This is a genomic window from Wolbachia endosymbiont of Nasonia oneida (genome assembly GCF_009012935.1).
GTDB classification, from domain to species: Bacteria; Pseudomonadota; Alphaproteobacteria; order Rickettsiales; family Anaplasmataceae; genus Wolbachia; species Wolbachia pipientis.
Genome location: NZ_QESS01000004.1, coordinates 1 through 12122 on the forward strand (window position 1 = coordinate 1; position 12122 = coordinate 12122).

The following is a 12122-nucleotide window of genomic DNA, read 5'->3' on the forward strand; positions in this document are numbered from 1 at the left end:
CTTCTGGTTCGTTTTTTACCATTCCTTCCTTAACTTAATGGCAGTGGGTAAGTGATAGCCCACATGAACACTACGGTGGAAATACCGCTTTAGATTGTGTTACTGAATTATATGATGCAGAGAAGTCAATTGAATGCAAAGATTGCTGTAAGATTCTAATTAAGCATACATTGGAAAAAAAACCTCATGAAAAAATGCCAGATTCTGTAAAAAATAATAAGGAATTGGCTCAATATTGGAATGCTTGTGAAGCAAAGAATGAAGGATGGGAATTGATAACACCAAGCACTGAGACACAAGTAGTCGGTGCGCAAAAAGCAAATAAGAACTCCTGCTCAATTCAATAGATCTGTTGCATAATCATTATTTGAATAACAATGCACTCCTTCTATAGCTAACACGTCATACCGCCGCGGAGATCCCGCTAACAAGTAGCGGGATGACGAGGTTTACCTTATCGGATTACGTCATACCGCCGCGGTATCTCAAAGCATAGATCCCGCTAACGGGTAGCGGAATGACAGTTTTTCAAATTGTCGGTAAATCTAAGTCAGTTTAGCTATAGCTCACGCTGCTTGGGTGACAATAGGAAAAAGTTTATTACTTAAGCTTAAAAAACGTGTATGATAGTGTTATTTCGCTCAAATCTTTTGTATTACTATCAAGCATTATCTCAGGATCTATATAGAAAGATACGGGCATAGCTGCTTTTTGTTTTGGTAGCAACATTTGCTCTTCAAAACAAAAGCATGCAATTTTATTGAAATACTTACCTGCTTTGAAAGGCGTAACATTATACACCGCCATTCCAAATGAAGGCTGATCAGATAGATTTTTTGCGTAATAAAAAGCTAAACTTTGTTCTCCTATGTTTACATCAACATAGTTAGTTTCTGATTTAAATTCCCAAGGTAGATCGGACATTATATCAGCATTGAAATGGATCCTGATCTTTTGGTTAGTTATATTTGTTGTTGTGTTAGTTACTTTTCTTATTGTGCCACCATACCCAGTAGCTTTACAAAAAATGCTATATAGAGGCACCGATGCATATGCAAGACATAACATCAATACAACTAGAGATATTAGAAAGAAAACTATAGAATTCTTACTGCCTTTCCTTAAAAAGGAAAACATCTAATCCCTATTGTTGAACAAGTTAAGTAACCTGAGTAGATTGAGAAATATATTAATAAAGTCAAAATAAAGATTAGTTGCACCGAGTATTGCCAATTTAGTAGTAGCAACTTCTGATCCGTCATTATGTTTATAATAAACGTCCTTGATTCTTTGAGCATCATACGCAGTCATTAAGGTAAATACTATTACTGATATAAACGATATTGCAAAGTAGAGAGGACTACTTCCAAGGAATAAATTTACTATAGACGCAATGATTAACCCCCAGATTCCCATAATCAAGAAAGAGCCCATACTTGTAAGATCTCTTTTTGTAGTATTACCATATAAAGCCATAGAGCCAAACATGATTGATGTAATGAAAAACGCCCTTGCTATATTTTCTGCAGTATAAACTATAAAAATATAAGATAAGGAAAGCCCCATTAACACTGAGAACGAGAAAAATATAGTAACGGCAGACTGAGCACTTAGGTGTTGAATTCTATAAGACATGTAGAACACCAATGCAACTGGAGATAACATTACCACAAGCGATAGGACGGGATTAGAATAAATCACCTGAAAAAGACCAGAAAACACCGTTAAAAATGCAACAAGTCCTGTGACGCCCAAAGCTAAAGCCATGTAATTGTATACTTTAGTTAAGTAACTTCTAAGCCCAGCACTATAATAAACGCCTTGAGAGCGAATATCCTGTTCATTTCTCATATAAGACATAATATAACTCCTTTTGTCCATTACTTAACACATTATAATATAAAACCACATTTTTATCAAGTGTTTTTATTATAAACAGCTATGCGCTGGCATTTGTTTTAATATAAATAGAATATAGGCCTATTGCCGCTGCATTTGAAACATTTAAACTGTTAATTGCATTTGACATTGGTATTTTTAAAAGATAATCACAGTTTTCTTTAACTAGTCTTCGTACCCCTTTCTCTTCAGAACCAAAAATAATTACTCTTTTTTTCTCAAAACTCTTTATTTCATCTATATTTTCTTTAGTATTGCAATCAAACCCATAACACCAGTAACCGACCTTTTTTAAATACTGCATAGTTTTTACTATATTTGTAACGTATATTAGCGGGACAATATCTAAAGCTCCACTTGCTGCTTTTGCAATAGATGCATTTTCACTCGGTGAATGGTTATGTGGTAAAACCAATGCGTTGACATTAAAACAAGCTGAAGTTCTTAAAATCGACCCAATATTGTGCGTGTCAGTGACTTGATCTAAAATGACTATAGTAGAGCTATCGTTCGAGCTTTCAGCTATTTCTTCGATGCTTAAGTTATAAAGAATAGGGGCAACATTTAAAGCAATTCCCTGATGGTTAGCACCTTTGGGTAAAACGTCATTAAGTATTTTGCTTTCTACTAATCGAACTTTAATGCCCTTACTGTCTACACATTGCCTAATTTCTTTTTTGTGCTCTCTATAGAAATTTTCTGTTGCTAACAGTTCTATACACCGCCTATTTTTATTCTTCAGTGCTGACATGCAGGTGTGCTTTCCATACAGCCAAAAATTCTCATTAGTTTTTGACGATTTCATCGTATTATCGAAAATCTGGTTTTTATAGAATAAGCAACATTTTACTATGTTTGAATATTGTTGTAAAATTATACAATTCGATTAATGCGTTTATGTCGGACGATGAGTTGGATTGGCAAAAAAATGTTAAGCCAATAAAATGTGGAAAAGTTACTTTGAAAGTTGATCATAAAGTAAATATAAAGTCTATGGTTGATAAAGGTACCTCCGACTTACAAGGGAATTTTCTTAATACCAATAATGGTAACTCATCATTTTGTCTTGACTACAACACAAAATCAAAGATTGATAGGGGTAAATATTTTATAAGCGACAAGCTTGATTTGCATGGCTATAATATAGAGGATGCTTACTGTAAATTGATAGATTTTATTATCAAAAATTATCGAGCAGGGAATAGATGTTTATTGGTAATTACGGGATACGGCAGTGCAACAAATAAAACAGACACTATAAAGAATAACTTAAATAAGTGGTTAAATGATACTAAAATCCAGTATATGGTTCTATACTACCAGCAAGCTACGAAAAAACATGGTGGTAAAGGAGCTTTTTATGTTTTATTAAGAAGGCTTAGGCCCTATTAGCTGCTTAAGTTTCCTTTTAAGCCTTAATTTTTCTTGTATAACCATACAGTGTTCGGCAGCGCGTGACGCGCAACTGTGCGAACATTGTGATTTGGGTCTACCAGGAAGGATGTCTCCCAGTACCTCTTTTCCCGTCATCCCGCTACGTGTTAGCGGGATCTCATTTCACTTTATGAGGGTGCCATCCGAGTAGCCCCTTTCTCGTCATCCCGCTACGTGTTAGCGGGATCTCATTTCACTTTATGAGGGTGTCATCCGAATAGCTTGACTACTTGGATCCAGATTGGATACTGAGTTGGTGAGTATAAAAGTATAGCTTCTACGTCATACCGCCGCGGTATCTCAGCCGCTAACAAGTAGCGGGGTGACGAGTTACTATACCGCTGCGAACCGTCATACCGCGATTTATTCCATAGCTGTACGAACATTCATTTTTGAAGGTAAACTGCACAGCAAATGGTGTCATTCCAGTGCTTGACACTGGAATCCAGCCGGCTTTGTTGCATCGCTAGCTATGATGGATTAAAGATAAAAAAGGTGGAGAATATCAGTAGCTTATTATTCTGGTATTTATAACAAGAACGGTCAGTGAATACCTAAATTTGAGTAAAAGAAATTTCACTACCACTCACTAATCCGGCTAAAATTCAAGAATTTCAATGCTTTAGCTATTTTCAATAGAATTAAATTTATTAATATAAATAACAAGTTATAGCTCTTTTTACAATAATCCGAACAGACCGTAATATGCTACTGGCCTGCTATAGCCATAAACACATATCTTATCGCATTCGGACTATTATAAGAAAGGCTATACTATTCTTAAATTTGATCAGATTGATTGCAAAAAAAACAAGATTTTCAATAAGTTGCTTATAATCCTAATTATAGTTAGCCTTTCATAAGTAGCGATGCAACAAAGCCATTCCAGCGTCACGCGCTGCCATGTGATATACAATTTCCTTCGAATTACAACGTACGTGCGCTCTATATGCACTTGATTGACAAATGCTCTCTTATCAAAATCTCAAGAATCTGCACTATATTTAATGCTGCGCCTTTGCGCAGGTTGTCAGCCACTATCCACATATTTAATCCGTGCTCAACAGTATTGTCTCTTCTAATACGCGATACATATACAGCATTCTCCTGTACAACATCAATTTGAGTTATGTATTCACTATCTTCACGCCTGTTGTACACTAAAACTCCACTATCTTCGGCTTCACTTAGCACTTCACGAGCTTGTTCTTCAGTGATATGTTGATCAAATTCCACATTTACTGCCATAGCGTGACCGATAAAGACGGGTACCCTTACACAAGTTGCAGTAACTTTTATATCTTCCTCTAAAATTTTTTTTGTCTCCTCTTGCATTTTCCATTCCTCTTCTGTAGAGCCATTTTCCATGAATTCTCCTACATGGGGAATGCAATTGAATGCTATTTGCTTAGAGAATATCTTGGGTTTTTTAGCTTCGTTCATAAAGATTTTTTTTGTCTGGTCATAGAGCTCATCCATTGCTGCTTTGCCTGCACCAGAAGTTGATTGATAAGTTGAAGCAACGATTCTCTTTATTTTTGCTTTTTGGTGTAATAGATGTAGTACTAGCAGCATCTGTATTGTAGTACAGTTTGGATTGGATATTATGTTGTGGTTTTTATATTCCATAATTTTTTCTTTATTAATCTCTGGAATAATGAGTGGCACACCCTCTTTCATTCTAAAATGGGAACTGTTATCTATCACGATGCATCCAGCCTGTGTTGCAATTGGTACATACTCTTCAGAAACATGAGATCCAGCACAGAAAATGGCTACATTAGTTCCAACGAAGTCATAATCCTCAAGGCATAAAACTGTTAACTCTTTGTCACCAAAGCTCACCTTCTTCCCTTCTGATTTTTTCGATGCAAGTGCAATAACGCAATCTATCGCCTCATCTTGAAATTCAGCAAGCGTGCTTAATACCTCACGCCCTACTCTTCCGGTTGCTCCAATAACAGCAATTTTGTATCTCATATAGATGAACCTCTAATTTTAAAGTTCTATTATATTTTTACTGACAAAATTTACAATTGTTTTAATATTTTTACCTTGCAATTAATTGTAATTTAGCTATTATTATGCAATATTAGTAATATTACATAATGAAATGAAAGATGAGTAAGGAATACGATGAAACTAAGGTTAAACCTGCAATGTCTACACCTCAAGGGCCTGAAGGAACCAATGGATCAAAGGCCCAAAGTGTTCTTTCGAATAAAAGAAAGCCTACAATAAATTTTGATGATAAAAAGTATGGTGTAAAAACCTCTAAAATAGACCAACAGTCTCTAAACAAAAGACAAGAATCTTCAAAGCTAAGAGATCTCTTAAGGTCAATACCAATAATAAGGAGATTTTTAGCAAGGATTTTCACACCTGAAAAAATAGAAATCATCAGTAACCCTATATATGACAACATGGAAGCATATAAAAAATCGCAGGAAGATTACCCTAGTAAGATAAAAGATGAAACTAGTATAGATGATGAACACACAAAAGAAGTAGATAGTAAACTTGAGAAGGGTAATGTTGAACAAGTGGACAACAAGAAAAGTCGTAGTTCATAAATATCAATCATTTAAAAATTATCTCTAGTTATAACATTGTATCTGTTCAGATGCATGGCTCATGTACAAATATTGAAACAAAAATTCCAGTGCTCCTTTCTCGTCATCCCAGTGCGTGACACTTGTATCTTTATGATGTGAGGCATTAGAGCTAAAATACCTCACAGGGAGGGTGAAGCTGATGCGACACTAATGCCATTAAGCCAGATTTTGCTTCCCTCCCATAGAGTTAAAGACTGAACAGTATCTTTTGGAATTATATCCCGTATTACAAGGTTAGTCTAAACTCTCAGTTTATTTATAGTCTTGGAGGCAATTTTATGCAAGTAAATGCTATTTTGGGTGTGGATATTTCAAAAAAGAAATTTGATGTTTGTTTGTTAGTGGACAGTAAAAAACGACACAAAGTCTTTCAAAATAATCAAGATGGTTTTGCAAAACTTGTAGTTTGGTGCAATGGCCATGGAGCAAATCTTACTCATTTATGTCTTGAAGCAACTAGTTGGTATGGAGAAGATTTAGCTACTTTTATGCACGATTTAGGACATAATGTCAGTATAGTAAACCCAGCCCAAATCAAAGCTTTTGGCAAAAGTGAGCTGCTCAGAAATAAGACAGATAAATCAGATGCAGCTATGATAGCTAGATTTTGTATCGCCAACAAACCTGCTCTTTGGAAGCCCATTGCACCTGAAATGAGGCATTTGAGGGAGCTTTACCGTTGCATGCAATCGCTAAAAGATGATAAGGTGCAACAGACAAATCGCTTGGAAAACAAAAATATGCATTCCAGTTGCAAAGAAGCTATATCTAAAGTAATTTTGGCAATAGAGGAGCAAATTATTGTTCTCGAAAAAGAAATTAATGAGCATATAAATAACTATCCACATCTAAAAAATATGGTGGAAAACCTTAAGACTATAAAAGGTATAGGATATCTTACTGCTGTTGCTGTTGTCGCAGAAATGCCATCAGTTGATAACTTTGACAATGCTAAACAATTTACAGCTTTTGCTGCCAGGACATTATCAATCGGGATCGTCAGTAAGTAAGAGAAGTTGCATATGCAAAATAGGATCTGAGCGTATTCGAAAAGCTCTTTATATGCCAGCTATAGTAGTCAAAAACCATAATAATCATTTTCAAAAGTTTTGTCAGCGTCTAGCAAGTAAAGGCAAATGTCCAAAAGTCATAGTTCTTGCGTTAATGCGAAAATTAATGCATGTCTTTTTTGGTATTCTTAAAAATAATCAACCATTTAATTGTAATTTTGTTGGATAATTTGTTTGACAGCAGAGACAGTATCTGGGATCCAGATTGGGCACTAAGTTGGTAAACACGAAAGCGATTAATCCTTTACAACGTTTTTGATGGAACTGCGCGAAAGAACTGGATGCCAGTGTCACGCACTGGCATGACACCCATTTCTTCCTATAGTTGTCTTTTCTCGTCTACCTTATTTTGCCACTCTGCTGAACAGATACATAACATTTGCTATACAGAAACTCTGCGATACCAAAATAAATAAAGAGGTACGCCACTTGCAGTGAATAAGCTTGCGATCAGCAAGGTATTCACAGAAGTTTCAAATATTACCCAGCAGCAAAAGGTTGTTGCTATACTGCCAATTAAAAATTTGTAACAACTCTTTTCTTGCACAATAACTTTGAGAAAAGCAAGACTGCATGCAAGGTAAACAAATAAAAATGAAACTACAGAAAAGTCGATAATTGATGTGATCTGCTTAGCAAAATTGTTGCTTGAAGTGAGGATTAGTAAAGTTGCAGTTCCAACTGAGCTAGTTGTTATGCCCCAGAAAGGAGAACCGTGCTTGTTTCTTTGAGCAAAAAACTGTGGCATCAGTTTATCTTTTGCAAGGCCAAGGGCCACTTGTCCACTAGCTAGTACCCAAGCGTTTAAAGTACCAACACAAAAAATGAACGCAGTTATAGAAATAATCAAGTGCCAATTGCCAGAGGCCATAATTTTTATTGCGTCAACATATGGTGCTCTTGAACTTGCTAAATCATTGCCATTTATTAATCCCATAATTGCAAGATTGTTGATAAAATACACAACAGCAACAGAGATTGTTCCAAGTACCACAGCTCTTGGTATTGTTCTAGCTGGATTATCAACTGACCCTGCAGGTGCTGTTGCCAATTCAACTCCAATAAAACCCCATAGAGTAATAAGTGTAGAACGGGCAAGAATCTGCGATGTTGTAAGATTTGATATTTCTTCACTTATGATGAAGTTATTTCTATCAAAAAAAAACAATGCTGCTATAGGTATTACAAGCAATACAGAAATTTTTATCACCGTCAATAAAAACTCAACACGTCCAGCAGTAGCTACTCCTCTAAAATTTATTAGTGTAATAATTGTAAGTAATAACATCTCTAAAAACAGATGTACGTTTTGAATATCTTCATGGAAAAATGGTGTAAGATAACCAACACCCACAACTATTACGGCTGTTGTGCTAACCCATGAGATCACCCAATACGTCCAACCAACAAAAAAAGCTGCAGCAGGGCCAAAAGCATGCTTTACATAGACGTGAGGGCCACCCGTTTCCGGAAATTTTGCGCAGAGTGAGGCAAAAACTAAAGCAAGAGATATAGCACCAAGCCCTGATATTATCCAGCTTATAAGGCTATACATGCCATATGGAGCAAGGCTAATTGGAAGCATAAAAATTCCAGAGCCAATTTGGCTGCTAATCACTAAGGCAAAAATAGCCCAAAAACCTATTTTATTTGACACAATAATTCTTATCTAAATAGATTAACAATATACCCTAAACTCAGAAATTTCAATTGATCTTTTAACATAAAAACTTGCATTTTTTTCAATTTATTCCTAAAATAGATTATATTAACAGATTATTAAGAGGGGGTTATGAATCCGAGATTAAAAGCATTTTTGGTTGTTTGTAGTATTATTGCATTTTTGATTGCACTTTTGTTTCTCGTGTATTATTTAAATCTTCTTGTTAACTATATCCTTGACCCGATTCTAGTTCGTCCCTTTGAAAGATTATACAAAAACTTAATTGTTGATGGTCTTTATGCCTATTTATCTACAAGCACTTCTAGCCCTGCACTAGCATTTTTGGCTACAGGTTTTATTGTTATTGCTGCGTTTATTTGCCTGAATAAAATGCTTCTTCCCTTGCAAGAGAAGATCATAAACAACTATACCTCCTTTAAAAACAACAATATTGATAGCAATAGCATGTTGTTTGAGGTTTATAAAGATCCAACAATAAAATTAAAGGACAAAATCTTATTCTTCAGTATACACTTGATATATTACCTACAGCTTCCATTTTTGTATATTGCATCAAAGGTATCAGCTCTACGTGGGTTTCTTATATTTAATTTTGGTTTATTATTGTTAAATTATGCACTGCTAATTCCAGTAGCACTTCTTGAGTTAATAAAATATCCATCAGTAAAACTCTTTTCACCTTTGGGTTTGAATGTAAAGCAGCTAAGCTTTTTGTTTAATGTAAGTGATGTGGGCACTAGTAGTCAGAACGTTCACACGAGTAGTTTTCAGCAAAGCGTTATTGAATGTGCCAAAAAATTAAAGGAAGAACATGGTACGCCGTTAAATGAGTTGGATGAAGAGTTTAAAAGTTATATAAGCGGTTTAACAAGTCAGCAAAAACGAATGATAGAACCTTATCTAAGATTGGATGGTTATGAAACTGGGGAGTGGGTAAATTGGGTAGATTCACAAACCGGATTGACATTGACACAGGCTATAAATTTAGTTTTAATTGCGGCAAGAGAGCAAAATGCAGACGTAGAACTATTGAAATCTATATTACTGGTTCGCTTTGAAGAAAGTAACCGCCAATGTGGTCCTGGAATGCTTCTCCGTATTATTTATGCATTAAGTGGCCTTGAAGCAGAAAACAACTTTGCAGCTCAACTGGAGCCTCAGCTAATGGGGAAGTTGGCTGGTAATGCTACTAAAAGATTTCTTGAGAAATATGTGGATAAGCACTACCATAAAATAAAAGTTTTGAAAGAAAATTTTGATAATTTGTATTCACCAAGTTCTGGGGTGGATTTGAGCAACATGAGTGATGAAGTAAAGGATGGCATTTCCTATACAAGAGATGCTATAAAAGAATTTGTGTTTAAGGAATTATATGTAAAGTTTTATAACGACTATGGAGAACATATTCGGAGAGGGCAGATAAAACAAAGGTTAAGGGAGTTAATAACGGATGAAGTCGTAGACGCGGCAATATATTCTAAAATAGATGAAATAGAAATCCCTGCAGAACCACCTACTTATCTTGAAAGAGTAAAAGCATTTTTTGGAGGTCATGCAAGGTCTTCTGCTGCTTAGTGGTTTAGTTCGTGCTATATAGCTAAACTAACTTAGATTTACTGACAATTTTAAAACAACACATTCGTCATTCCGCTACTAGTTAGCGCCGCGGCGGTATGACGTGTTCTATAGCTTTGTCTTCCCTTTTCTGAATGGCTTGCAAGCTGCTATCTCTACAAAAACTATATTTTTCTTCAGAAGAGAGTTATATTGTAACTATGGACAAAATAATCATAAAAAAATTTGGTGGGACTTCGCTAACTGATTTAAACCGAGTTGCAAATTTGATAAAAAACGATATTGAGAAAGGTTGTAATGTAATCGTTGTTGTATCTGCTGTTGCAGGATTTACTGACCAAATGGTTTTTCAGGCTAGGCAAATCTCAAATTTAAGTTATAGACAAGAGTTATCAGAGTATGACGTTATGCTTTCAGCAGGAGAACAAATCTCTTGCGGTCTATTAGCTATCACTCTCCAATCGATCGGAGTTAATGCTAAATCGTGGCTTGCCTGGCAGTTACCAATTGTAACTGATGATTTTTATTCTGAGTCTAAAATAAAAACAATAAAGATTGAACGTGTGAAAAGATCTTTTGCTGAGGGTTATACTGCTGCGATCATTGCTGGTTTTCAGGGTATAAATGATGATAGAATCACTACTTTTGGAAGAGGAGGCTCTGATATATCAGCAGTTGCCTTCGCGGTAGCCTTTGGTGTTAGAACTTGCGAAATTTTTACTGATATTGATGGAATATATACAGCAGACCCGAGAATTGTTCCAAAGGCACGCAAGCTCAAATTTATCTCTTACGATGAAATGTTGGAAATGTCGTCATCTGGTGCTAAAATATTGCATAATCGTTCAGTACAACTTGCAATGAAACATGACATTAAAGTGCAAGTGCTATCCACTTTTAAGGAAGTAGAAGGCACCACAGTGCTACACAAAAGGGATGTACTAGAGAGATACTTAATTACTGGAATAACTTATAGCACTAATGAAGCTCTTGTAACTTTCACTAACCTTGCAAATAACTTGCGTACTTTAAGAGATATAGCAGGAGCAAACGTTAAAATTGATATGATACATGGGTCAAGTTTTGTTATCTCCAAATTTGATATTGATTTAATGGAAAAGTTACTGAATAAGAATGAAAATTATGCTATAAACGATAATGTAGCTAAAATTTCAATAATTGGTATTGGTGTTATGTCTAACACTGAAGTGATGCACCGCACACTCAAGGTTTTAAGCGAAAAAAAGATAGAAATACTTGCTATCACAACATCTGAAATCAAAATCAGTATAATTGTTCAAAAAGAATGCGCTGTAGCTTTAGTCAAAGATCTACATACTGAGTATGAGCTTGATATGCAGCACTAGGATAGGCTTGACGTCCAGTTGTCTAAGAGTATGTCTTGAAAAGGAATGAGGAAAAAAATATGATAGTGTAAGTAAAAAATAGGAGGGAAAATTGTATCCAAGTGATATAAGTGATAAGGAATGGGAAATTTTGGAGCCACATGTTGCACAAGGAAAGATAGGGAGGCCAAGAAAGCACAATATCAGAACAATTATTAATGCAATAAGGTATATAATGAGAGGTGGTTGTCAATGGAGAATGCTGCCGAAAGATTTTCCTCCATGGAAGACAGTGTATGACTATTTTCTCAGGTGACGTAGTAATGGCAAATTGGAAAAAATACATAATATGCTAGTAAAAGAGGTAAGAAAAATGTTTGGTAAAAATGAAACACCTTCAGTAGGAATAATTGACAGTCAATCAGTAAAAACCACTCAAAAAGGGGATCCAGAGGATATGATGCTGAAAAAAAATAAAGGGTAGAAAACGTCATATTGT

General features: G+C 35.4%; 13 protein-coding genes and 1 pseudogene. 8 read left to right on the forward strand and 6 right to left on the reverse strand.

The window, feature by feature from the left end; translation table 11 throughout:
• Positions 1-194: 194 nt before the first annotated feature.
• Complete coding sequence (locus DEF52_RS06530; protein WP_237357333.1) at positions 195-347, forward strand: hypothetical protein; 153 nt, start codon at positions 195-197, stop codon at positions 345-347.
• Between the two features lie 253 nt (positions 348-600).
• Here DEF52_RS06530 and DEF52_RS02700 read toward each other — a convergent pair whose 3' ends face one another.
• From DEF52_RS02700 to rlmB, 3 genes are all read right to left on the reverse strand, one after another.
• On the reverse strand, positions 601-1137 hold the full coding sequence (locus DEF52_RS02700) for a cytochrome c oxidase assembly protein (RefSeq protein WP_151807786.1): 537 nt from the start codon (positions 1135-1137) through the stop codon (positions 601-603).
• Positions 1138-1860 (reverse strand): Bax inhibitor-1/YccA family protein, encoded by a 723-nt coding sequence (locus DEF52_RS02705; RefSeq protein WP_151807787.1) that lies wholly within the window; start codon positions 1858-1860, stop codon positions 1138-1140.
• A gap of 79 nt (positions 1861-1939) precedes the next feature.
• On the reverse strand, positions 1940-2704 hold the full coding sequence (gene rlmB, locus DEF52_RS02710) for a 23S rRNA (guanosine(2251)-2'-O)-methyltransferase RlmB (protein ID WP_151807788.1): 765 nt from the start codon (positions 2702-2704) through the stop codon (positions 1940-1942).
• A 92-nt stretch (positions 2705-2796) separates the two neighbouring features.
• Here rlmB and DEF52_RS02715 point away from each other — a divergent pair, with 92 nt between their 5' ends.
• Positions 2797-3291: a Smr/MutS family protein gene (locus DEF52_RS02715; protein WP_151807849.1), complete on the forward strand. Its 495-nt coding sequence runs from the start codon at positions 2797-2799 to the stop codon at positions 3289-3291.
• Between the two features lie 349 nt (positions 3292-3640).
• Here DEF52_RS02715 and DEF52_RS06745 read toward each other — a convergent pair whose 3' ends face one another.
• A complete protein-coding gene (locus DEF52_RS06745) occupies positions 3641-3772 on the reverse strand; it encodes a hypothetical protein (protein WP_255356250.1) in 132 nt (43 codons plus the stop codon).
• A gap of 506 nt (positions 3773-4278) precedes the next feature.
• The gene (locus tag DEF52_RS02720; protein WP_010962945.1) at positions 4279-5313 is read right to left on the reverse strand and encodes an aspartate-semialdehyde dehydrogenase; all 1035 of its coding nucleotides are present in this window, start codon (positions 5311-5313) and stop codon (positions 4279-4281) included.
• 140 nt (positions 5314-5453) lie between these two features.
• Between DEF52_RS02720 and DEF52_RS02725 the strand changes: the two genes are divergently transcribed.
• Both DEF52_RS02725 and DEF52_RS02730 read left to right on the forward strand, forming a co-directional pair.
• Positions 5454-5906, forward strand: coding sequence for a hypothetical protein (locus tag DEF52_RS02725; protein ID WP_015589289.1), 453 nt, complete (start codon positions 5454-5456; stop codon positions 5904-5906).
• 320 nt (positions 5907-6226) lie between these two features.
• A pseudogene (locus DEF52_RS02730) lies at positions 6227-7187 on the forward strand (IS110 family RNA-guided transposase).
• 213 nt (positions 7188-7400) lie between these two features.
• On the opposite strand, the gene DEF52_RS02740 reads toward DEF52_RS02730, so the two are convergent.
• The gene (locus DEF52_RS02740) at positions 7401-8675 is read right to left on the reverse strand and encodes an APC family permease (protein ID WP_010082345.1); all 1275 of its coding nucleotides are present in this window, start codon (positions 8673-8675) and stop codon (positions 7401-7403) included.
• Positions 8676-8810: 135 nt separating this feature from the next.
• Here DEF52_RS02740 and DEF52_RS02745 point away from each other — a divergent pair, with 135 nt between their 5' ends.
• From DEF52_RS02745 to DEF52_RS06750, 4 genes are all read left to right on the forward strand, one after another.
• Positions 8811-10277, forward strand: a complete 1467-nt coding sequence (locus DEF52_RS02745; RefSeq protein WP_151807791.1) for a hypothetical protein — start codon at positions 8811-8813, stop codon at positions 10275-10277.
• Between the two features lie 200 nt (positions 10278-10477).
• Complete coding sequence (locus tag DEF52_RS02750; RefSeq protein WP_151807792.1) at positions 10478-11644, forward strand: aspartate kinase; 1167 nt, start codon at positions 10478-10480, stop codon at positions 11642-11644.
• A 91-nt stretch (positions 11645-11735) separates the two neighbouring features.
• Positions 11736-11939, forward strand: coding sequence for an IS5 family transposase (locus DEF52_RS02755; protein ID WP_007549940.1), 204 nt, complete (start codon positions 11736-11738; stop codon positions 11937-11939).
• A gap of 33 nt (positions 11940-11972) precedes the next feature.
• Entirely contained in the window at positions 11973-12107 is a 135-nt protein-coding gene (locus tag DEF52_RS06750; protein ID WP_255324781.1) for a hypothetical protein, read from the forward strand.
• Positions 12108-12122: the final 15 nt, after the last annotated feature.

What these genes read in the sequence shown, in the direction of transcription:
- DEF52_RS02715 (WP_151807849.1), top strand. Translation starts at nt 2,797, where the DNA reads ATGTCGGACGATGAGTTGGATTGGCAAAAAAATGTTAAGCCAATAAAA.
- DEF52_RS06750 (WP_255324781.1), top strand. Translation starts at nt 11,973, where the DNA reads ATGCTAGTAAAAGAGGTAAGAAAAATGTTTGGTAAAAATGAAACACCT.
- DEF52_RS02700 (WP_151807786.1), bottom strand. Translation starts at nt 1,137, where the DNA reads ATGTTTTCCTTTTTAAGGAAAGGCAGTAAGAATTCTATAGTTTTCTTT.
- DEF52_RS02720 (WP_010962945.1), bottom strand. Translation starts at nt 5,313, where the DNA reads ATGAGATACAAAATTGCTGTTATTGGAGCAACCGGAAGAGTAGGGCGT.
- DEF52_RS06530 (WP_237357333.1), top strand. Translation starts at nt 195, where the DNA reads ATGCCAGATTCTGTAAAAAATAATAAGGAATTGGCTCAATATTGGAAT.
- DEF52_RS02745 (WP_151807791.1), top strand. Translation starts at nt 8,811, where the DNA reads ATGAATCCGAGATTAAAAGCATTTTTGGTTGTTTGTAGTATTATTGCA.
- DEF52_RS02725 (WP_015589289.1), top strand. Translation starts at nt 5,454, where the DNA reads ATGAGTAAGGAATACGATGAAACTAAGGTTAAACCTGCAATGTCTACA.
- rlmB (WP_151807788.1), bottom strand. Translation starts at nt 2,704, where the DNA reads ATGAAATCGTCAAAAACTAATGAGAATTTTTGGCTGTATGGAAAGCAC.
- DEF52_RS02705 (WP_151807787.1), bottom strand. Translation starts at nt 1,860, where the DNA reads ATGTCTTATATGAGAAATGAACAGGATATTCGCTCTCAAGGCGTTTAT.
- DEF52_RS02750 (WP_151807792.1), top strand. Translation starts at nt 10,478, where the DNA reads ATGGACAAAATAATCATAAAAAAATTTGGTGGGACTTCGCTAACTGAT.